General features: G+C 59.8%; 22 protein-coding genes and 1 other RNA gene. 6 read left to right on the top strand and 17 right to left on the bottom strand.

Annotation, left to right across the window (positions count from 1 at the left end; translation table 11 throughout):
- Positions 1 to 3: 3 nt before the first annotated feature.
- The 9 genes from mraY to rsmI form a co-directional block, all read right to left on the bottom strand.
- A complete protein-coding gene (gene mraY, locus HDC30_RS15580) occupies positions 4 to 1,086 on the bottom strand; it encodes a phospho-N-acetylmuramoyl-pentapeptide-transferase (protein WP_025109289.1) in 1,083 nt (360 codons plus the stop codon).
- A complete protein-coding gene (gene murF / locus HDC30_RS15575; RefSeq protein ID WP_097086210.1) occupies positions 1,086 to 2,453 on the bottom strand; it encodes a UDP-N-acetylmuramoyl-tripeptide--D-alanyl-D-alanine ligase in 1,368 nt (455 codons plus the stop codon). Before murF ends, mraY begins: the two co-directional genes overlap by 1 nt.
- Positions 2,446 to 3,909 (bottom strand): UDP-N-acetylmuramoyl-L-alanyl-D-glutamate--2,6-diaminopimelate ligase, encoded by a 1,464-nt coding sequence (locus HDC30_RS15570; RefSeq protein WP_150368488.1) that lies wholly within the window; start codon positions 3,907 to 3,909, stop codon positions 2,446 to 2,448. Before HDC30_RS15570 ends, murF begins: the two co-directional genes overlap by 8 nt.
- A complete protein-coding gene (locus HDC30_RS15565; protein ID WP_171061849.1) occupies positions 3,909 to 5,648 on the bottom strand; it encodes a penicillin-binding protein 2 in 1,740 nt (579 codons plus the stop codon). The genes HDC30_RS15570 and HDC30_RS15565 overlap by 1 nt, the downstream gene beginning before the upstream one ends.
- Positions 5,648 to 5,941, bottom strand: a complete 294-nt coding sequence (gene ftsL / locus HDC30_RS15560; RefSeq protein WP_007961627.1) for a cell division protein FtsL — start codon at positions 5,939 to 5,941, stop codon at positions 5,648 to 5,650. The genes HDC30_RS15565 and ftsL overlap by 1 nt, the downstream gene beginning before the upstream one ends.
- The gene (gene rsmH / locus HDC30_RS15555; RefSeq protein ID WP_027612185.1) at positions 5,938 to 6,885 is read right to left on the bottom strand and encodes a 16S rRNA (cytosine(1402)-N(4))-methyltransferase RsmH; all 948 of its coding nucleotides are present in this window, start codon (positions 6,883 to 6,885) and stop codon (positions 5,938 to 5,940) included. The genes ftsL and rsmH overlap by 4 nt, the downstream gene beginning before the upstream one ends.
- Positions 6,882 to 7,337 carry a division/cell wall cluster transcriptional repressor MraZ gene (mraZ, locus tag HDC30_RS15550; protein ID WP_003228026.1) on the bottom strand — a complete coding sequence of 152 codons (456 nt, stop codon included), beginning with the start codon at positions 7,335 to 7,337 and terminating at the stop codon, positions 6,882 to 6,884. Before mraZ ends, rsmH begins: the two co-directional genes overlap by 4 nt.
- Before the next feature lie 401 nt (positions 7,338 to 7,738).
- Positions 7,739 to 8,092, bottom strand: an RNA gene (gene rnpB / locus HDC30_RS15545) — RNase P RNA component class A.
- A 73-nt stretch (positions 8,093 to 8,165) separates the two neighbouring features.
- Entirely contained in the window at positions 8,166 to 9,071 is a 906-nt protein-coding gene (rsmI, locus tag HDC30_RS15540; protein WP_183783888.1) for a 16S rRNA (cytidine(1402)-2'-O)-methyltransferase, read from the bottom strand.
- 177 nt (positions 9,072 to 9,248) lie between these two features.
- Here rsmI and HDC30_RS15535 point away from each other — a divergent pair, with 177 nt between their 5' ends.
- From HDC30_RS15535 to HDC30_RS15520, 4 genes are all read left to right on the top strand, one after another.
- Entirely contained in the window at positions 9,249 to 11,060 is a 1,812-nt protein-coding gene (locus tag HDC30_RS15535) for a penicillin-binding protein activator (RefSeq protein WP_183783886.1), read from the top strand.
- On the top strand, positions 11,060 to 11,422 hold the full coding sequence (locus tag HDC30_RS15530) for a YraN family protein (protein WP_027612188.1): 363 nt from the start codon (positions 11,060 to 11,062) through the stop codon (positions 11,420 to 11,422). The genes HDC30_RS15535 and HDC30_RS15530 overlap by 1 nt, the downstream gene beginning before the upstream one ends.
- 104 nt (positions 11,423 to 11,526) lie before the next feature.
- A complete protein-coding gene (locus tag HDC30_RS15525) occupies positions 11,527 to 12,120 on the top strand; it encodes a phosphoheptose isomerase (RefSeq protein WP_007961622.1) in 594 nt (197 codons plus the stop codon).
- Positions 12,117 to 12,695: a BON domain-containing protein gene (locus tag HDC30_RS15520; RefSeq protein WP_007961621.1), complete on the top strand. Its 579-nt coding sequence runs from the start codon at positions 12,117 to 12,119 to the stop codon at positions 12,693 to 12,695. The genes HDC30_RS15525 and HDC30_RS15520 overlap by 4 nt, the downstream gene beginning before the upstream one ends.
- Positions 12,696 to 12,747: 52 nt before the next feature.
- On the opposite strand, the gene HDC30_RS15515 is transcribed toward HDC30_RS15520, so the two are convergent.
- From HDC30_RS15515 to rplM, 7 genes are all read right to left on the bottom strand, one after another.
- Positions 12,748 to 13,161, bottom strand: coding sequence for a ClpXP protease specificity-enhancing factor (locus HDC30_RS15515; RefSeq protein ID WP_003228047.1), 414 nt, complete (start codon positions 13,159 to 13,161; stop codon positions 12,748 to 12,750).
- A gap of 16 nt (positions 13,162 to 13,177) precedes the next feature.
- On the bottom strand, positions 13,178 to 13,795 hold the full coding sequence (locus HDC30_RS15510) for a glutathione S-transferase N-terminal domain-containing protein (RefSeq protein ID WP_007961620.1): 618 nt from the start codon (positions 13,793 to 13,795) through the stop codon (positions 13,178 to 13,180).
- 146 nt (positions 13,796 to 13,941) lie between these two features.
- Positions 13,942 to 14,724 carry a cytochrome c1 gene (locus HDC30_RS15505; protein WP_007917027.1) on the bottom strand — a complete coding sequence of 261 codons (783 nt, stop codon included), beginning with the start codon at positions 14,722 to 14,724 and terminating at the stop codon, positions 13,942 to 13,944.
- Entirely contained in the window at positions 14,724 to 15,935 is a 1,212-nt protein-coding gene (locus tag HDC30_RS15500; protein ID WP_096797145.1) for a cytochrome bc complex cytochrome b subunit, read from the bottom strand. The genes HDC30_RS15505 and HDC30_RS15500 overlap by 1 nt, the downstream gene beginning before the upstream one ends.
- Entirely contained in the window at positions 15,935 to 16,528 is a 594-nt protein-coding gene (gene petA / locus HDC30_RS15495; protein ID WP_003228055.1) for a ubiquinol-cytochrome c reductase iron-sulfur subunit, read from the bottom strand. The genes HDC30_RS15500 and petA overlap by 1 nt, the downstream gene beginning before the upstream one ends.
- A gap of 270 nt (positions 16,529 to 16,798) precedes the next feature.
- Positions 16,799 to 17,191, bottom strand: a complete 393-nt coding sequence (gene rpsI / locus HDC30_RS15490) for a 30S ribosomal protein S9 (protein WP_007961615.1) — start codon at positions 17,189 to 17,191, stop codon at positions 16,799 to 16,801.
- A 14-nt stretch (positions 17,192 to 17,205) separates the two neighbouring features.
- On the bottom strand, positions 17,206 to 17,634 hold the full coding sequence (gene rplM, locus HDC30_RS15485) for a 50S ribosomal protein L13 (RefSeq protein WP_003228062.1): 429 nt from the start codon (positions 17,632 to 17,634) through the stop codon (positions 17,206 to 17,208).
- Positions 17,635 to 17,878: 244 nt separating this feature from the next.
- On the opposite strand from rplM, the gene HDC30_RS15480 reads away from it, so the two are divergent.
- Positions 17,879 to 18,919 carry an NADP(H)-dependent aldo-keto reductase gene (locus HDC30_RS15480; RefSeq protein ID WP_139054190.1) on the top strand — a complete coding sequence of 347 codons (1,041 nt, stop codon included), beginning with the start codon at positions 17,879 to 17,881 and terminating at the stop codon, positions 18,917 to 18,919.
- Positions 18,920 to 19,023: 104 nt separating this feature from the next.
- On the opposite strand, the gene HDC30_RS15475 is transcribed toward HDC30_RS15480, so the two are convergent.
- Entirely contained in the window at positions 19,024 to 20,160 is a 1,137-nt protein-coding gene (locus HDC30_RS15475; protein WP_183783884.1) for an acyl-CoA dehydrogenase family protein, read from the bottom strand.
- 250 nt (positions 20,161 to 20,410) lie between these two features.
- Here HDC30_RS15475 and HDC30_RS15470 point away from each other — a divergent pair, with 250 nt between their 5' ends.
- Positions 20,411 to 21,307 (top strand): GlxA family transcriptional regulator, encoded by an 897-nt coding sequence (locus tag HDC30_RS15470; protein WP_171061848.1) that lies wholly within the window; start codon positions 20,411 to 20,413, stop codon positions 21,305 to 21,307.
- Positions 21,308 to 21,424 lie beyond the last annotated feature (117 nt).

The following is a 21,424-nucleotide window of genomic DNA, read 5'->3' as shown; positions in this document are numbered from 1 at the left end:
GTTCTACCTCAGCTTCAGGGTGGCAAGGCCGATCAGCACGAGAATCACGGTGATGATCCAGAAACGGACGATCACACGTGGCTCGGGCCAGCCCTTGAGTTCAAAGTGGTGGTGAATCGGTGCCATGCGGAACACACGGCGCCCGGTCAGCTTGAAAGAGGCAACCTGGATAACCACCGACAGGGTTTCCATCACGAACACGCCGCCCATGATGAACAGGACGATTTCCTGACGGACGATCACTGCGATGGTGCCCAGTGCCGCGCCGAGTGCCAGAGCACCGACATCGCCCATGAACACTTGCGCCGGGTAGGTGTTGAACCAGAGGAAGCCCAGACCGGCACCGATCAGCGCGCCGCAGAACACGATCAGTTCGCCCGCGCCCGGCACATAAGGGATCAGCAGGTATTCAGCGAATTTCACGTTACCCGACAGGTAGCAGAAGATCCCCAGACCGCCGCCGACCATCACGGTTGGCATGATCGCCAGACCGTCGAGACCGTCAGTCAGGTTGACCGCGTTGCTTGAGCCGACGATCACGAAGTAGGTCAGCACGATGAACCCGGCGCCCAGCGGAATGCTGTAGTCCTTGAGCATCGGCAGGATCAGCGTGGTTTCCACCGGCGTGGTGGCGGTCATATAAAGGAAGATCGCCGCGCCCAGACCGAACACCGACTGCCAGAAATACTTCCAGCGGCTTGGCAAGCCACGGGAGTTCTTCTCGATCACTTTGCGGTAGTCGTCGACCCAGCCGATGGCACCGAACAGCAGCGTCACCAGCAGCACGACCCAGACGTAGCGGTTGCTCAGGTCAGCCCACAGCAGGGTGCTGACACCGATGGAAGACAGAATCAGTGCGCCACCCATGGTCGGCGTACCCGACTTGGACAGGTGCGATTGCGGGCCGTCATTGCGAACGGACTGGCCGATCTGACGGTTCTGCAGGGTGCGGATCATCCACGGGCCATAGCACAGCGACAAAACCAGCGCGGTCAGCACACCGAGGATCCCGCGCAGGGTCAGGTACTGGAAGACCGCGAAGCCTTTGTAGAACTGTTGCAGATACTCCGCTAGCAGCAGCAGCATTAATGTTTCTCCAGACTGGACCCGCACAGAGCCGCAACGATGTTTTCCATCGCTGCACTGCGCGAACCCTTGATCAAAATGGTGGTGTTTGTGTCCTGCTCGGCGTCGAGGGCCTGGATCAGTTCGGCTTGCGTGCCGAAGTGATGCGCCTCTTTACCGAATGCGTTCACGGCGTGGACCATGTTCGGCCCGACCGCGTAAAGCGCGGAAACCTTGCCCCGGGCGTATTCGCCCACGTCGCGGTGCCCCTGCTCCGCCCAGTCGCCCAACTCGCCGATATCTCCGAGCACCAGGACGGTGCGGCCGGAAAAGCCGGCGAGTATATCAACGGCCGCGCACATGGAGGTGGGGTTTGCGTTGTAAGTGTCATCGATCACGCGCATGCCGTTCTTCGCCAGTTGCGCGACGGTGCGACCCTTGACCGGTTGTACTGCGCCAAGCCCGGTGGCAATGCCGAACAGCGACACGCCCAAGGCGTGAGCGGCAGCGGCGGCAGCCATGGCGTTGGCGACGTTATGGGTGCCGAGCAGGTTCAGTTGAACGTGCTCCACACCTTCAGGTGTATGCAGGTTGAAGGCCGGGCAACCCCGGGCATCGGTGCTCAGGTCGCTGGCGTGGAAATCTGCCTGAGGATTGCTCAGGGAGAAGGTCAGCACTTTGCGTGCGCCGGCGCGGAGCTTCCAGATACCAAAGGCCTTGTCATCGAGGTTGAGCACAGCGACGCCATCCGCCGCCAGCCCGTCGATGATCTCGCCTTTGGCTTCGACGATTTTTTCCGGCCCGCCGAACTCGCCAACGTGGGCGGTGCCAGCGTTGTTGAGGATCGCCACGTGTGGCTTGGTCAGCCCGACGGTGTAGGCGATTTCACCCAGACGCGAAGCGCCCAGTTCGATTACGGCGGCGGTGTGTTCCGGGGCCAGTTCGAGCAGGGTCAGCGGTGCGCCCAGATCATTGTTCAGATTGCCGCGCGTCGCCAGCACCGGACCGCGGGTACGCAAGATGCTCGCGAGCATTTCCTTGACCGTGGTCTTGCCGCTGGAGCCAGTGATGGCCGCGACTGGCTGGGTGAATGCGGCACGGTTCAACGCACCCAACTGGCCGAGGGCCTGGCGGGTGTCCTTGACCAGCAGTTGCGGCAAGGTGCTGTCGACGACTTCGCGCTCGACCAGTGCCGCCACCGCGCCCTTGCCGGCGACGTCGTTCAGATAGTCGTGACCATCGAAGCGCGGACCGGTCAGGGCAATAAACAGTTGGCCAGCGGTGATCGCACGGCTGTCGATGCTGACGCCATCAAAACTGGCGTCGCTGCTGATCAGACGGGCGTCGAGCACGTTGGTCAGTTCGCTCAATGTCAGGGCCTTAAGCATGGGCCACCTCCCACGCGGTGAGGGCATGATCGGCCTCGACCAGATCGGAGAAAGCGTGCCGCTCGCCGTTGATTTCCTGATAGTCCTCGTGACCTTTACCGGCCAGCACGATCACGTCATCCGCCGAAGCACCGGCGATCAGCTGGGCGATCGCCTGACCACGGCCGGCGACGAAGGTGACGTTATCCACAGCGCTGAAACCGGCGCGGATGTCGTCGAAAATCTGCGCCGGGTCTTCCGTGCGCGGGTTGTCATCGGTGACCAGTACGCGATCAGCCAGACGCTCGACCACTTCGGCCATCAGCGGACGCTTGCCGCGATCACGATCACCGCCACAGCCGAACAGGCACAGCAACTGGCCTTTGACGTGTGGGCGCAATGCAGTCAGAACTTTTTCCAGCGCATCCGGGGTGTGGGCGTAGTCGACCACCACCAGCGGCTGAGTGCCGCCACCCAGACGCTGCATGCGTCCGGCCGGGCCTTCGAGTTTCGGCAGCACCTTGAGAATTTCGTCGAGCGCGTAATCCAGACCGAGCAAGGCGCCGACCGCCGCCAGTATGTTGCTCAGGTTGAAACGACCGAGCAGCGAGCTGCGCAGATGATGTTCGCCCTGCGGCGTGACCAGCGTGGCGCGTACGCCGTGGTCATCGAACTGCGCTTCACGGCAGAACAGGTAGGCGCTGCTGTCGAGCAGGCTGTAAGTGATCAGGCGCGAATCGCGTTTTTCGGCGGCCAGCTGCCGACCGAAATCGTCGTCGAGGTTGACCACGCGGCACTTCAGGTCATTCCAGGCGAACAGCTTGGCCTTGGCCTCGGCATACGCCTCCATGGTGCCGTGGTAATCCAGGTGATCGCGGGACAAGTTGGTCATTACCGCGACGTCGAACGCCAATGCGGTAACGCGGCCCTGGTCCAGACCGTGTGACGAGACTTCCATGGCCACGGCTTTGGCCCCGGCCTTTTTCAGGTCGCCCAAGGTTGCTTGCACGGCAATCGGATTCGGCGTGGTGTGCAGGCCGCTTTCCAGCGCGCCATAGAACCCGGAACCCAGCGTACCGACGATGCCGCAATGCTGACCGAGCAGATCGAGTGCCTGCGCGACCAGTTGGGTCACGCTGGTCTTGCCGTTGGTGCCGGTGACGCCGATCAGGTTCAAGTGATGGCTCGGTTCGCCATAAAAGCGCCCGGCGATGTCGGACAGCTGCGCCGCCAGGCCTTTGACCGGAATCAATGGCACTTCGGTGATCGGCAGCACGGTGGCGCCTTCCACTTCATAGGCAACTGCCGCCGCGCCACGCTGCAAGGCATCGGCGATGTGCGCACGGCCATCGAACTTGCCGCCCGGTACGGCGAGGAACAGATCACCCGCGCGTACGTTGCGGCTGTCCAGCGCCAATTCACGGATCAGCAGATCGTGGCCGGCGTGGGGGAATATCTTGTTCAGACTCAGAGACATCAGCCGCGCCCTCCATTGGCTTTCAGCGGAACGACCGGGGTAGCGTTGGCCTGTTGGGTGGTCGGCAGGTTGTCCGGGGTCACGTTCATCAGACGCAGGGTGCCGGACATCACACGGCTGAACACCGGCGCCGACACCAGACCACCGAAGTAACCGGCCTTGGACGGTTCATCGATCACCACCACGATGGCGTAACGCGGATCGCTCATCGGGCCGAAACCGGCAAACAGCGAACGGTACGAGTTTTCGGCGTAGCCCTTGGTGCCCACCGACGTTTTACGTGCAGTACCCGACTTGCCGGCCACGTGATACGCCGGCACCTGCGCACGGAACACGCCGCGCGGTGCTTCGATCACTTGTTGCAGCATGCCTTGCATGGTTTTCGCGACCGCTTCCGGCAGTACCTGGGTGGTCTGCGGCGGCTTGTCGGTTTTGATCAGGGTCAGCGGTGCCAGACGACCGTTGTTGGCCAGCGCCGAGAACGCGTGCACCAGCTGGATCGCCGTCACGGAAATACCGTAGCCGTAAGACAGCGTCGCAGTTTCGGCCTTGCGCCATTCACGGTAATTCGGCAGGTTGCCGACGCGCTCGCCCGGGAAGCCGAGGCCGGTGTCCTGGCCGAGGCCGACTTTCTGTGCGAGGCGGAAAATGGTTTCGCCACCAATATCGAACGCAACCTTACTCATGCCGACGTTACTGGAATTGATCAGGATGCCGGTCAGGTCGAGTACCGGACCTTCGGTCTTCGACACGTCCTTGATGGTGTATTTGCCGATCTGCAGGGAGCCCGGGTACACCTCGACGGTGTCGCTCGGTTTCCAGCGGCCGGTTTCGATCGCGGCACTCATCGAGATCGCTTTCATGGTCGAACCCGGTTCGAACACGTCGATCATCGCGCGGTTACGCATCATCGCCGGCTGCAGGTTGCGACGGTTGTTCGGGTTGTAGGTCGGCTGGTTGACCATGGCGAGAATCTCGCCGGTCTTCACGTCCATGATCACCAGGCTGCCGGCCTTGGCGCCGTTCTCGATGATCGCGTTGCGCAGCTCGCGGTTGGCCAGGTATTGCAGACGCAGGTCAATCGACAACGCCAAGGGCTTGCCGGCCTTGGCGTTCTTGGTGACCTGGACATCCTTGATCAGCCGACCGCGCCGATCCTTGATGACCTGCCGCTTGCCCGGGACACCGGCCAGCCACTCGTCGTAGGCCAGCTCGACGCCTTCACGCCCGTGATCGTCAATGTCGGTAAAGCCGACCATGTGCGCGGTAACTTCACCGGCCGGATAGAAGCGGCGGAATTCTTCGATGCCGTAAACGCCCGGCACTTTCAGATCGAGCACAGCCTGGCCCTGCTCGGGGGTCAGCCCGCGCACCAGATAAATGAATTCTTTGTTGGCCTGGGCTTCGAGACGTTCGGCCAGGGCTTTCGGATCCTGCCCCAGCGCAGCGGCCAGCGCCGGCCACTTCTCTTTGGCGGTCTGCATTTCCTTGGCGTTGGCCCACAGGGTCGTCACCGGGGTGCTCACGGCCAACGGCTCGCCGTTACGGTCGGTGATCAGACCACGGTGAGCAGGAATCGGAATATGACGCAGGCTGCGCGCATCGCCCTGACCTTTGAGGAAGTCACGGTCAACCACTTGCAGGTCGATGATGCGCCAGCAGATCGCCGCAACCATCACGCCCAGCAGTGCCACCATCAGGCGGAAGCGCCACGGGAAGAGTGCCCCTTCGAGTTTCATCATGGCGCCACCATCTTCACGTCAGCGGCGCCAGGGATGTGCATTTTCAGTTGTTCGGTGGCCAGCACTTCGATGCGGCTGTGCGCAGTCCAGGTGCTTTGCTCGAGAATCAGGCGCCCCCACTCGGCCTGCGCCTTGTCGCGCACGCTGAGTTCGTTATAAAGATTGTTGAGCAACTGCCGGTTCCAGTGCGCGCTGTAAGACACGCCGATGGCCGACACGAGCACGCCGATAAACAGCAGCAGCATGATAAAGCTGCCGCCCGGCAGGGGCTTGGCGAAAAGCTTGCTCACCGCAACTTCTCCGCGACACGCATGACAGCGCTACGGGAACGTGGGTTGGCTTTGAGTTCGGCGTCGGAGGCCGTCTGCGCTTTGCCATGGATTTTGATTTTCGGTTCGAACGCCACGTGGCGCACGGGCAGGTTGCGCGGCAGGTTGTCGGCTTCGCCTTTCACCAGCTTGCGCATGAACAGTTTGACGATGCGGTCTTCCAGCGAGTGGAAACTGATGACCACCAGACGGCCACCGATTTCCAGAGCATCCAGTGCGGCTTCGAGGCCTGCCTCCAGATCACCCAGTTCGTTGTTGACGTGAATGCGCAAACCCTGAAATGCACGGGTCGCCGGGTTCTTGCCCTTCTCCCACGCCGGGTTGGCGACTTTCAAGACTTCAGCCAGATCAGCGGTGCGCTCGAACGGCTTGATGTCGCGGCGCTCGGCCACGGCACGGGCCATGCGCCCGGAGAAACGTTCTTCGCCGTATTCCTTGAACACCCGGGCGATTTCTTCCACCGGCGCGGTGTTGACGAACTCGGCGGCGCTGATGCCACGGGACGGATCCATGCGCATGTCCAGCGGGCCGTCGTTAAGGAAACTGAAGCCGCGTTCGGCGTCGTCGAGCTGCGGCGAAGACACGCCGAGATCGAGCAGGATACCGCTGACCTTGCCGCTCAGACCTCGCTCGGCAACCACCGAACCCAGCTCGGCAAAGCTGCGCTGCACAACGACAAAGCGGCCGTCTTCGGCCGCTAGCGTTTGCCCGGTGGCAATCGCTTGTGGATCTTTGTCGAACCCGATGAGCCGACCGTCCGTCCCGAGCTGGCTGAGGATCAGCCGACTGTGCCCGCCGCGCCCGAACGTACCGTCCAGATAGCAGCCATCAGGACGTACGGCGAGAGCCTCGACGGCTTCGTCAAGCAGTACGGTGATGTGGTTAAAGCCGCTATCAATAGTCACAGGATCAAATCACGCAGTTCATCAGGCATGGCGCCCGGTTGTTGAATAGCAGCAAGGTCAGCGGCAGACACCGCGTTCCATGCATCCTCGTCCCACAATTGGAACTTGTTCAGTTGGCCCACCAGCATCGCTTTCTTATCAAGCTTGGCGTATTCGCGCAGACGCGGTGGAACCAGAAAACGACCACTGCCGTCGAGTTCGAGGTCGACGGCATTACCAATCAATAAACGCTGCAGGCGACGGTTCTCTTCGCGAAGCGAAGGGAGCGCGCGCAACTTGGTTTCAATGATTTCCCACTCGTCGAGCGGGTAGACACACAGGCACGGATCAACGGCATCAATGGTCACGATCAATTGGCCGGAACTACGCGAAACGAGCTCGTCACGGTACCGGCTCGGCATGGCGAGACGGCCCTTTGCATCGAGACTGATAGCGTTAGCTCCGCGAAACACGTCAGCGTTTCTCCAATTTTTATCGTTTTGAGCTCAAAAAACCCACTTCATGCCACTTTCCGCCACTTGCGCACACTATAGGAATGCGCCCACCACACCGTCAAGGCGCGGATCAAAGGAAAACCCTTACAGAACGGAGATTTAGGAGCTTAAAAGGAGGGGTAACGACAAATTGGCGGACACTTTTGACCAATAACTTGATGCAGCACTGAAAGCTGCGCTCGGAAGTTAAAGTAATTTGTTAAGAGTAAGATTTTTTCGGTATTACAAAAGCGCTTCTGCTGTTGATTGAAGCAAGGTGGGAAATGGCTATTACTGCATTTGCCGCTGCCGGACTTTAGCGCAGGCCTGCCGATAATAACCAGCCCTGATGCCATTGATTCAAGCAGGGAAAGAAAAAGGTGGAGAGTCGATCTGTAAGCCGGGTTCTGTCTTGAACAGTCATTCGTCTACGATGGCCATCACTGGACATCTTTAGCAACCTACCCGGTCCCAGCGCGGGCCACGCCTTGGGACCCTATTTGGTCTTGCTCCAAGTGGGGTTTACCTAGCCACGAACTGTTGCCAGACGTGCGGTGCGCTCTTACCGCACCTTTTCACCCTTACCGGCGCCGAAGCGCTTAGGCGGTTATTTTCTGTGGCACTTTCCGTAGGCTCACGCCTCCCAGGCATTACCTGGCACTTCGCCCTATGGAGCCCGGACTTTCCTCCCCCCCCTAATTTTCATAGAGGGCAGCGACTGTCCGATCGACTCTCCGCCGCGCAGGTTAACGGCAGAGCGCCCGAAGAACAAGCGCTAATAGCCGTGAAACCCGTCTGCGCGACGGGTTACTCGCCCTTCTGCTGTTCCAGTGCGACCTGATACAGCACGTTTTTGCGCTCGCCGGTGATTTGCGCGGCCAGAGCGGCGGCACGCTTGAGCGGCATCTCTTCGAGCAACAGATTGAGCACGCGCATCGCTTCGCTGCTGACGGCGTCTTCGGACTCCGGTGCAGACCAGCCGGCGACCAGCACCACACACTCGCCGCGCTGCTGGTTGCTGTCGGACTCGACAAACGCACGCAACTCAGCCAGCGGCAAGCCTTTAAGCGTCTCGAAGGTCTTGGTGATTTCCCGGGCCAGCAACGCCTGACGCTCGCCACCGAACACCGCTTCCATGTCCTGCAGGCATTCGAGAATGCGATGCGGGGCCTCGTAGAAAATCAGCGTGCGCGGCTCTTCCTTGACCGCTTCCAGGCGCGCCTTGCGCCCTGCCGACTTGGCCGGCAGGAAGCCTTCGAAGATGAACCGGTCGGAGGGCAGACCCGCCGCCGACAGCGCCGCGATCAAAGCACAGGCGCCCGGCACCGGCACCACATTGATCCCCGCCGCCCGCGCCTGACGCACCAGGTGGTAACCCGGATCGGAAATCAGCGGCGTCCCGGCATCGGAAATCAACGCGACGTTATCGCCCGCCAGCAAACGGGTAATAAAGCGGCTACCTTCATCACGTTCGTTGTGTTCGTGGCAGGCGGCCAACGGTGTAGAGATGCCGAAGTGCTGCATCAGCCGCGCCGAGTGCCGCGTGTCTTCAGCGGCGATCAGCGCCACTTCGCGGAGGATTTTCAGAGCCCGGGCGCTGATGTCGTCCAGGTTGCCGATGGGCGTCGCCACCACATAAAGCGAGCCAGCAGCGGAATTCAAAGGACCTGGAGCAGTCAAAGCGCACACCTCGTGTTCGGTAAAAGCCGGCATTGTAGCGCGTCACGAGGCTTGCGAACCGTATGAGCCAAGCGCGGTTTTGCACGCAGTTGTGCGCCGCCGCAACATTTACTCCAGCTAAATTGATTGATTCACGCCAGTAACATCGCGCCCCGGCCAGTGCTTGGGTACAATTCCACGCTAATTTGATCGAGTATCAGGAACACTTACATGATCGCTTGCCTGCGGCTGTTCACTGCCCTCTGCCTCGCTGCCTTGCTGGCGGCCTGCGCCAGCTCCCCTTCCTCCAGCCTTGGCGAACTTCCACGGACTCCGGATGCCAGCATCGAGCAACTGCTCGAACAGGCTACCCAGGCCAAGACGCCGGAAAAAGCCGCGCTGTTGCGCTTGAGCGCGGCAGACCTGGCATATCGCCAAGGCAACGCCGGCCAGTCCGCGCAGATCCTGCAACAAGTGCCGATGGAGCAGTTGAAGCCAGGCCAGCAGATCTTCGCCAGCACCCTGTCCGCTGAGCTGGCGATGACTCGCAATCAGCCGAAAGCCGCGCTGACGGCTCTGAGCCATCCGAGCCTGCAGCATCTGAGCGAAATGCCGGAAGACCAGCAAGTGCGCACCGGCACCGTGCATGCCCGCGCACTGGAAGCCGATGGCCAGACCCTGGCGGCCGCTCGCGAGCGCATCTTCATCGCGCCAATGCTCAAAGGCGAAGCCGCGAGCAAGAACCACGAAGCGATCTGGACCCTGATCGCCTCGCTGCCAACCGATCAACTGCAACCCAATACCTCCGACGATCTCGGTGGCTGGATCGGCCTGGCCCTGGCCGTGAAAACTGCCGGAACCCTGGAACAGCAGCAAGCCGCAATCGATACCTGGCGCGCACAGAATCCAAAACACCCCGCTGCGATCAACCTGCCGCTGCCCCTGACCAAACTCAAGGAACTGGCCAGCCAGCCCCTGAGCAAGATTGCCCTGCTGCTGCCGCAAGACGGCCCGCTGGCCTCGGTCGGCAAGGCCCTGCGCGAAGGCTTCATGGCAGCGCACTATCAAGCGCAACAGGCCGGCCAGAAGCCGCCCGCCATCGAGTTCTACGACAGCTCCAAGCTGACCTCGATGGACGAGTTCTACCGCAAGGCTCAGGCTGATGGCGTGCAACTGGTGGTCGGCCCGCTGGAAAAACCGCTGGTCAAACAACTGAGCACCCGTCCGCAACTGCCGATCACCACCCTCGCATTGAACTACAGCGAAGGTGATCAAGGTCCGGCGCAACTGTTCCAGTTCGGCCTGGCGGCTGAAGACGAAGCCCGCGAAGTTTCGCGTCGTGCCCGCGCCGACGGCCTGCATCGCGCGGCGATCATGGTGCCGAAAGGCGAATGGGGCGACCGCGTACTGCGTGCGTTCAGCCAGGACTGGCAGGCCAATGGCGGCAGCATCGTCGCCACCGAACGTGTCGATCAGCCGGTGCAACTGGCCCAGCAGATCGCCGACATGTTCCAGCTGCGTCAGAGCGAAGCCCGCGCCAAGAGCCTGCAGAACGCCGCTGGCACCAACGTAGCCGCGCAGCCGTCGCGTCGTCAGGACATCGAGTTCATCTTCCTCGCAGCCACCCCGCAACAGGCGCAGCAGATCAAGCCGACCCTGAACTTCCAGTACGCCGGTGACGTTCCGGTGTACGCAACGTCCCACGTCTACAGCGCCAGCGGCGATGTGAACCAGTACAACGACATGAACGGTGTGCGCTTCTGCGAAACCCCGTGGTTGCTGGAAGCCAACGACCCGCTGCGCCAGCAAGTCACCGCGCAATGGCCACAAGCGGCCGGTAGCCTTGGCCGCCTGTACGCCATGGGCGTCGATGCCTACCGCTTGGCACCGCGCCTGGGTCAGTTGAAGGCGCTGCCGGACAGCCGCATCGAAGGTCAGTCGGGCAGCCTGGGCATGACCCAGACCCAACGCGTGGTGCGTCAGTTGCCATGGGCGCAGTTCGTCAACGGTCAGGTTCAACGCCTGCCGGACACCCCGCGCTGATGCCCGACGGCTCCCACCTGCAAAGCGGCAAGGATGCCGAACGCCAGGCGCTCGAGCATCTGCAACACCACGGTCTGCGCCTGCTGGCGCAGAACTGGTCATGCAAACGGGGCGAGCTTGATCTGGTCATGCTTGATGGCGATACAGTAGTATTCGTCGAAGTCCGCTACAGAAAAAACACTCAATGGGGTGGCGCGCTCGCTAGCATCGATGAGCGCAAACGGCAGAAACTGATTTTCGCCGCACAGTATTTTCTTCAGCGTGAGTCACGCTGGGCCGATTCCCCTTGCCGCTTCGACGTGGTGGCCATCGACAGGCACCCGGATCAGTTGAACTGGTTGCAGAATGCGTTCGATGGTTGATTCTCTGCACACCACCCCGGACACTTTCACCGACAATTTTTGCTCTTTGCTTTGCGGGCTGCACATTCACGTGCCGAACAGCCGCGCTACTTAAGGTCACACAGATGGACATGCAATCCCGAATTCGCCAGCTTTTCCAGGCCAGTATCGACACCAAGCAACAGGCGATGGACGTACTTGCACCGCACATCGAGCAAGCCAGCCAGATCATGGTCAACGCCCTGCTCAACGAAGGCAAAATGCTTTCGTGCGGCAACGGTGGCTCTGCCGGCGACGCCCAGCACTTCTCCTCGGAGCTGCTCAACCGCTTCGAGCGCGAACGCCCGAGCCTGCCAGCCATCGCCCTGACCACCGACAGCTCGACGATCACCTCGATCGCCAACGACTACAGCTACAACGAAGTGTTCTCCAAGCAGATCCGCGCACTGGGTCAACCAGGCGACGTATTGCTGGCGATTTCGACCAGCGGTAACTCGGCAAACATTATTCAGGCGATCCAGGCCGCACATGATCGCGAAATGATTGTCGTAGCATTGACTGGCCGCGATGGCGGCGGCATGGCTTCGCTGCTGCTGCCTGAAGATGTCGAGATTCGCGTACCGGCCCATGTCACTGCACGTATTCAGGAAGTCCATCTGCTGGCGATCCATTGCCTCTGCGATCTGATCGACAGCCAACTGTTCGGGAGTGAAGAATGACCCCTAATCGCCTTGGCCTTCTGGCCTTGACCCTGTGCCTCGGCATCAGCGGCTGCACCTCGGTGGTGAATGCCAGCCGTGAAGCGCCGATTGAAGACGACCGCGGCACCCGAACCTTCGGCAGCAAAATCGACGACTCGCTGATCGAGACCAAAGTCGGCGTCAACGTGGCCAAGGCCGACCCAGGCCTGGACAAGGACTCGCATATCGTCGTCACCAGCTTCAACGGCGTGGTGCTGCTCGCCGGCCAGACGCCGCGCGAAGACCTCAAGGCCAAGGCTGAACAGGCCGCCGCCAACGTCCAGCGCGTGAAGAAGGTGCACAACGAGCTGCAAGTGATTGCGCCGTCGAGCTTCCTCGCCCGCCAGAACGACGCCTGGCTGACCACCAAGATCAAGACCCAGATGCTGACCGATGCCAGCATTCCCGGCTCGCGCATCAAGGTCGTGACCGAGAACGGCATCGTCTATCTGCTGGGCCTGCTGACCAAGCAGGAAGCCCAACAGGCGACCAACCTGGTGCAGAGCGTTTCCGGTGTGCAGAAAATCGTGAAGCTGTTCGAATACATCGACTGATACGCGACGAGCAGATACAAAAAAAGGCGATCCATCCGGATCGCCTTTTTTATTACTTCACCACTTTCAGGCTTGGCCGGCCGCTTGGGCGCGGCGGCTCGCTGTCCGGTGGCGGCAAGTCGTCATCGGGCTCGATATCGTCTTCGTCATCCATCGGCGACTCGAGATCGAACACCATGCCCTGCCCGTTCTCCCGGGCGTAGATGCCCAGGATCGCACTGATCGGCACATACAGACTGTGCGGCACGCCACCGAAGCGACCCTCGAAGGTCACCACGTCGTTGTCCATGTGCAAGTGCCGCACGGCGCTGGGCGAAATGTTCAGGACAATCTGCCCGTCACTGGCGAAGCCCTGCGGCACCTGCACTGCCGGGTATTCGGAATTGACCAGCATGTGCGGGGTGCAATCGTTATCCACAATCCACTCGTAGAGCGCGCGGACCAGATAAGGTCGACTGGAGTTCATAGCGGCTCCTTAAGCCTTAGCGCATATCGCGTTCGACGCCAGACAGACTCGCCTGGAAAGCCTCACGCGCAAACTGGCGCTCCATATAATCAAGCAGCGGCTTGGCCGGCCGCGGCAGTTCAATACCCAGAATCGGCAAACGCCAGAGTATTGGCAATAGGCAGCAATCCACCAGACTTTGTTCCTCACTGAGGAAAAACGGCTTGTCGGCAAACAGCGGCGACACGCCCGTCAGGCTTTCACGCAATTCCTTACGCGCCACGACACGCGCGGCCTCCTTGGACTTGGGATCAAGAATCAGATCCACCAGACCACACCAGTCGCGCTGAATACGGTGAATCAGCAGACGACTGTTGGCACGCGCCACCGGATAAACCGGCATCAGTGGCGGATGCGGGTAACGCTCATCCAGATATTCCATCACCACGGTCGACTCCCACAACGCCAGGTCGCGATCGACCAGCGTCGGGAGACTGCCGTAAGGGTTCACCTCAATCAGTTTAGGCGGCTGGCGACCAGCTTCCACGTAAATGATTTCGGCGCTGACACCCTTCTCTGCAAGCACGATGCGCACTCGGTGGGAATAGTGGTCGGCGGGGTCGGAGTAACAGGCCAACCGATTGGTCACGCCCATGGCGATCCTCCTCGCTTGTTGAAATTATCGGAACCGGAAAAACGCGCGCGCCCAGAGGGCGCCTCCCGCAATGCCTGGCGAACCAGGTGTTGCGTTATCGGAGGCGCCCTTGGGCGCGCGCGATTAACAGCAATGCTTGAAGCGTATCAGTGCACGTCTTTCCAGTATTCACGCTTGAGCAGGTAGGCGAACACAAAGAAGAACGCCAGGTACAGCAAGACGTAAGTACCGATGCGCTGATGTTGCAGCTTAACCGGGTTAGCCGAGTAAGCCAGGAAGGTTACCAGATTCTTGACCTTCTCATCGAACTGCTCTTCGTTCAGAGCACCGGATTTCGGCACGATGGTCAACTGATCGCACGCTTCATGGGTCAGCGGCGTACCGGTCAGCGGATCGTATTGCTTCTTGCCGTCCTCGACGATCTGCACTTGCTTGCAGCCAACCACCTGGCGACCTTGCAGGCCGACCAGCACGTTAGGCATGCCGACGTTCGGGAAGACCTTGTTGTTCACGCCCCATGGGCGTGCCGGATCTTCGTAGAACGAGCGCAGGTAACCGTAGAGCCAGTCAGTACCACGCACGCGCGCCACCAAAGTCAGGTCCGGCGGCGCAGCACCGAACCAGGTCTTGGCGTCCGCCGGCTGCATGCCGATGTTCATGTGGTCGCCGATCTTGGCGCCAGTGAACACCAGCTTCTCGAGCATCATTTCGTGGGGAATGCCGAGGTCATCGGCCACCCGCTCGTAACGCTGAAACTTGGCACTGTGGCAGCCCATGCAATAGTTAGCGAAGGTCCGCGCACCATCTTGCAGGGCAGCCTTGTCGGACACGTCGATATCGACTTTTTCCAGCTCCGGACCACCGTGTTCAGCGGCGAAAGACAGCACAGGCAGAGCAGCAAAAATCAGAGCAAAAAATAACTTTTTCATCAGCCAGTCACCCTTTCCGGAACCGGTTTGGTCTTCTCGAGCCTGGTGTAGAACGGCATCAGAATGAAGTAGGCGAAGTACAGGAAGGTGCAGATCTGCGACACCAGCGTGCGCTCCGGCGTCGGGGCCAGTACGCCCAGAATGCCGAGGATCACGAAGGAAATGCAGAACACCACCAGCCAGATTTTGCTCATCCAGCCCTTGTAACGCATCGATTTGACCGGGCTGCGGTCCAGCCACGGCAGCACGAACAGCATGGCAATCGAGGCGCCCATGGCGATAACACCCATGAGTTTGTCCGGGATCGCACGCAAGATCGCGTAGAACGGCGTGAAGTACCAGACCGGGGCAATATGCTCAGGCGTCTTGAACGGATTGGCTTGCTCGAAGTTTGGTTTTTCGAGGAAGTAGCCGCCCATTTCCGGGAAGAAGAACACGATAAAGCAGAAGATGAACAGGAACACCACTACGCCGACGATGTCTTTCACGGTGTAGTACGGATGGAAGGCAATGCCATCCAGCGGGACACCGTTTTCGTCTTTGTGCTTCTTGATGTCGACGCCATCAGGGTTGTTCGAGCCGACTTCGTGCAGCGCCAGAATGTGCAGGACCACCAGACCAAGAATCACGATCGGCAGCGCCACGACGTGCAGGGCGAAGAAGCGGTTCAGGGTAATCCCGGAGATCAGGTAGTCACCCCGAATCCACTGGGTCAGGTCGTTACCGATCACCGGAATCGCACCGAACAGCGAGATGATCACCTGGGCACCCCAGTAGGACATCTGACCCCAAGGCAGCAGATAACCCATGAAGGCCTCGGCCATCAGCGCCAGGTAGATCAGCATGCCGAATACCCAGACCAGTTCACGTGGTTTCTGGTACGAACCGTAGAGCAGGCCACGGAACATGTGCAGATAGACCACGATGAAGAACGCCGAGGCGCCGGTGGAGTGCAGCAGACGCAGGATCGAGCCGTACTCGACATCGCGCATGATGTATTCGACGGAAGCGAACGCCTCTTCTGCCGACGGCGTGTAGCTCATCGTCAGCCAGACACCGGTAACGATCTGATTGACCAGCACCAGCAGCGCCAGCGAGCCGAAGAAATAGAAGAAGTTGAAGTTTTTTGGCGCGTAATACTTGCTGAGATGGTCTTCCCACATTTTGGTCGCAGGGAAGCGCGCATCAACCCAATCCATGAACTTGCTCATCACGCTTTCTCCGTATCGACGCCAATGACAATCAGGTCATCGGTCTCATAGGAATGCGGGGGAACTGGCAGGTTCAAAGGCGCGGGTTGCGACTTGTAGACGCGGCCAGCCAGATCGTAGTGGGAGCCGTGGCAAGGGCAGAAATAGCCACCGACCCAGTCTTTACCCAGATCTGCAGGCGCCACTTCGGGACGGAAGGTTGGTGAGCAACCCAGGTGCGTGCAGATCCCGATCAGCAGGAGAATTTCCGGCTTGATCGAACGCACTTCAGGGTCGACATAGGTGGGTTGCGTGGAGTTCTTGGAAGTCGGATCGGAGAGCTGGCCCTCGATCTTCTTGAGATTCCCCAGGATTTCCGCAGTACGGCGGACAATGAACACCGGCTGGCCGCGCCACTCGGCAATCATCTGCTGTCCTGGCTCGATCTTGCTGACATTCACTTTCACCGGTGCACCGGCGGCTTTCGCCTTGGCACTGGGAAACCATGACCCCACGAACGGGACCGCAGCCCCCACCGCTCCTGCAGCACCCACCACGGATGTGGCTGCTACCAAGAAGCGACGCCGGCCTGCATTCACGCCGTCATTGCTCATTCAGTCCTCTCCCATCAGCTTTGTGGCCTGTTAAATCAGGCATCTACTAAATAAATCAATGTTACTTATAAAAATTTTGCCGAGATGGTAATGAAAAGCCCCAATTCTGACAAGGGAATTACCCGGAGCTCATACCCTCAAGCCTTGCAGTATAGGGGGTCTACGAATGTGGCAAGTTGTCACAGCGCAATTCTTTTGATAAATCGCAGGCATAAAAAAACGCCCGGTTCCGTGAGGAATCGGGCGTTCTTTTTTGAACGTGGAAACGAATTAACGCTTCGAGTACTGCGGACGCTTACGCGCTTTACGCAGACCAACTTTCTTACGTTCAACTTCACGGGCGTCGCGAGTAACGAAGCCAGCTTTGCGCAGAGCGCTACGCAGGGTTTCGTCGTAGTCCATCAGAGCGCGAGTGATGCCGTGGCGGATTGCGCCAGCCTGACCACTTACACCACCACCGATGACAGTGACGTAGATGTCGAACTTCTCGACAGTCTCGGTCAGTTCCAGCGGCTGACGAACTACCATGCGGGCAGTTTCGCGGCCGAAGAACGAGTCCAGGGAGCGGTTGTTGATGGAGATGTTACCAGTACCCGGACGCAGGAAAACGCGTGCGGTTGCGGTCTTGCGACGGCCAGTGCCGTAATTTTGAGTCGCCGACATAATGAACTATTCCGTTAAATCTTCAGTTCTTGGGGCTGCTGAGCAGTATGAGGGTGTGCAGCGCCCGCATAGACTTTCAGCTTACGGTACATGTCACGACCCAGCGGGTTCTTAGGCAGCATGCCTTTAACCGCGGTCTCGATCACGCGCTCAGGGGCTTTGGCGATCAGCTTTTCAAAGTTGATCGACTTGATGCCGCCCGGGAAACCGGAGTGGGAGTAGTACATTTTGTCAGTGGTTTTAGCGCCGGTTACACGGATCTGCTCGGCGTTGATTACGACGATGTAGTCGCCGGTGTCAACGTGAGGAGTGTACTCAGGCTTGTGCTTGCCACGCAGACGGCTCGCGATTTCGGTGGCCAGACGACCCAGGGTCTGACCAGCAGCGTCGACGACAAACCAGTCGCGCTTTACTGTTTCCGGTTTAGCAGTAAAAGTTTTCATTCTTTATAGCCTCAGGGGCCGCCTGTAAATAAGACGGCGGATCTTACTGAATAGTGCGTACTTTGACAAGTCAAAGGCAGCCGGATACAGACGCTTTCGGGGGCTCGGGTCGGCGCGTCCGTTCAACGGCAAGATTCTTCGGCGGCGGCGCATCACTTCCACTGCAGAAAGAGGTCGGCAATTATGCAGATTGCGAAAAAATTTTCAACCTGCTTTTATGATTGTTTTGCCCAAGGAGCACCCGATGGACTATCGCCAGCTAGGCCGTACCGACCTGAACGTGAGTGCAATCTGCCTCGGCACCATGACCTGGGGCGAGCAAAACACTGAAGCTGAAGCCTTCGCCCAGATCGAACGGGCCAAGGAAGCCGGGATCAATTTCATCGACACCGCCGAGATGTACCCGGTGCCGCCGAAAGCCGACACCTACGCCACCACCGAGCGCTACATCGGCAATTACTTCAAGCGTCGCGGCGACCGCGCCGACTGGATCCTAGCCAGCAAGATCGCCGGCCCCGGCAACACCATCGACTACATCCGCGACAAGAACCTGCGCCACAATCGCCAGCACATCACCGCCGCGGTGGATGCCAGCCTCGAGCGCCTGCAGACCGATTACATCGACCTGTATCAATTGCACTGGCCGGAGCGCAGCACCAACTTTTTCGGACAACTGGGCTACAAGCACAAGATCGAGGCCAACCTGACGCCGCTCGAAGACACCCTCGAAGCCCTCGACGAGCAGGTCAAGGCCGGCAAGATCCGCCACATCGGTCTGTCCAACGAGACGCCGTGGGGCACCATGCGTTTTCTTGCCTTGGCCGAAGCCCGTGGCTGGCCGCGTGCGGTGTCGATCCAGAACCCGTACAACCTGCTCAACCGCAGCTTCGAAATCGGCCTGGCGGAAATCGCCATCCGCGAACAGTGCGGCCTGCTCGCCTACTCGCCGCTGGCATTCGGTTTCCTGTCCGGCAAGTACGAAGGCGGCGCGCGTCCGCCGAAAGGTCGCCTGAGCCTCTACAGCCGCTTCAGCCGCTATTTCAACGCGCAATCGGAAGCGGCCTGCAGCCGTTACGTGGCCCTGGCCCGTGAACACGGTCTTGATCCGGCGCAGATGGCCCTTGCATTCGTCACCCAGCAACCGTTCGTCACCAGCAACATCATTGGCGCCACGACGCTGGAGCAACTGGACAGCAACATTGCCAGTTTTGATCTGAAGCTTTCCGATGAGGTGCTGGCGGGGATTGAGGCGATCCACAAGGATCATCCGAACCCGGCGCCTTGATCGGCCGTTAAAAGCTTCGCGAGCAGGCTCGCTCCCACAGGTACAGCGTGATCCTTGTGGGAGCGAGCCTGCTCGCGAAGGGGCCCGTCAATTCACTGCAGAACTCACAGCGACCGCGCAATGATCTCCTTCATGATTTCATTGGTACCGGCATAGATCCGCTGCACCCGTGCATCCGCCCACGCCCGGGCCACCGGGTACTCCCACATGAAGCCGTAGCCGCCATGCAACTGCACGCACTCGTCGAGCACCTTGCATTGCAGGTCCGTGCCCCAGTATTTGGCCATCGCCGCTGTCGGCACATCGAGCTTGCCCTGCAGATGCAGTTCCAGGCACTTGTCGACAAATACTCGGCCGATCTGAATCTCGGTAGCCATCTCCGCCAGTTTGAAGCGGGTGTTCTGGAAATCGGCGATCGCCTTGCCGAACGCCTTGCGATCACGGGTGTAATCCAGCGTCCATTTCAGCGCAGCTTCGGCTGAGGCCAGACCACCGATCGCTACCGTCAGTCGCTCCTGTCGCAATTCCTGCATCAAATAAGCGAACCCTGCCCCGGCCTGCCCCAACAGGTTTTCTTTCGGCACGCGTACGTCCTGGAAGAACAATTCCGACGTGTCCTGAGCCTTCATTCCGACCTTCTCCAGGCGTTTGCCCTTCTCGAAGCCCGGCGTATTCGCCTCTACCACAAACAGGCTGGTGCCTTTGGCGCCGGCCTTGGGATCGGTTTTGGCGACCACGATCACCAAATCAGCGAGAAAGCCGTTGGTGATGAAGGTCTTGGAGCCGTTGATCACGTACTCGTCGCCGTCCAGCACTGCGGTGGTCTTGACCCCTTGCAGGTCGGAACCGGCACCCGGCTCGGTCATCGCAATCGCGCTGACCATCTCGCCAGAGACCAGTTTCGGCAGGTATTTGTGCTTAAGCGCTTCGCTGCCGTAATGCAGGATGTACGGCGCGACGATGTCCGAGTGCAGCGAGAAACCGATACCGGTCAGACCCAAGCGACCAACCTCTTCGATCACCACCGCGCTGTACAGAAAGTCCGCGCCCAGGCCGCCGTATTCTTCCGGCAGGTGTGAGCAGAGCATCCCCGCCTCCCCGGCCTTGTTCCACAGCTTGCGGTCGATGTGGCCTTGTTTCTCCCATTGCGCATGGAACGGCACAGCCTCTTTTTCGAGGAAGGTTCGTACGCTGTCGCGGAACAATTCGTGCTCGGAGCTGAACAAGGTTCTGGGGATCATGCGGCACCTTTCATTCTTGTTGGAGGGATATGACCTTCAGAGACTAAGCCTCACCTCCGACACAGGACACTGGACACATCCGACAAAAAATAAGACGATCCAGCCGTCTGGTGACCACTTTCCCTTATAAAAACAAAACAAAAGTTGAATTATGTCCAAGCAAGTCTCCACGCCCTTGCGGCGCGTCAGCATCCTGGCAATCGACCGGGTTTTCGCATCCACTCTCATGCAGGCCAAGGATTTCTTCCATCTGGCCAGCCTGCGTTACGGCAAACAACTGGGCCACGGCCTGACACCGGCGTTTGAAACCCGCCTGGTCAGCCCCGACGGCAAACCGGTGAACAGCTTCAGTGACGTGATGATGCCGGTGGACGGCGGCCTGGAAAACGCCGACGTCATCATCCTCCCGGCGTTCTGGGACGACTTTGAAACCCTGTGCGGCCGTTATCCACAAATCCTGCCGTGGCTGCGCGAGCAGCATGCCCGCGGCGCCGTGCTCTGCGGCGAAGCCACCGGGGTATTCTGGCTGGCCGAGGCCGGACTGCTCAATGGCAAGGAAGCGACCACCTACTGGCGTTTCTTCAATGCCTTCGCCGAGCGCTTCCCCAAGGTGTACCTCAATCAGGACAAGCACCTGACCGACGCTGACAACCTGTATTGCGCCGGCGGCACCACTTCGGCCTGCGATCTCTATATCTACCTGATCGAACGCTTCTGCGGCGCCAACGTGGCGCAAGCCGTGGCCCGCGACATTCTGTATGAAGTGCAGCGCAGCTATTCGCCGGGACGTATCGGTTTCGGCGGGCAGAAGCTCCACCAGGACGTGATCATCCTGCAGATCCAGCACTGGCTTGAAGAGCATTTCGCCGACAAGTTCCGCTTCGAAGACGTGGCCCGCGAGCACGGCATGAGCATCCGTAATTTCATGCGCCGCTTTCAGACTGCGACTGGCGACAAGCCGCTGCACTACCTGCAACGGTTGCGTATAGAGACCGCCAAGGGCTTGCTGTCCGGCAGTCGCAAGAGCATCAAGACCATCAGTTATGAGGTCGGCTACGACGATGCGAGCTTCTTTGCGCGGCTGTTCCGCCAGCACACCGAGCTGTCGCCGAACCAGTATCGGCAGCAGTTTCAGCAGGCTGCGTAGCTCTCCCACAACAGCGTAATGCCCCTGTGGGAGATTCTATGTTGCTCAGCAACCCTAGAATCTCAAACTGATCGGTATTCGCCCTGATTCTTCATCAGGGTGAATGCCACTCGGCAG

It is taken from the genome of Pseudomonas sp. JAI115 (assembly GCF_014200835.1).
Classification (GTDB): Bacteria; Pseudomonadota; Gammaproteobacteria; order Pseudomonadales; family Pseudomonadaceae; genus Aquipseudomonas; species Aquipseudomonas putida_A.
This window is presented reverse-complemented; position numbering and strand designations above follow the sequence as displayed.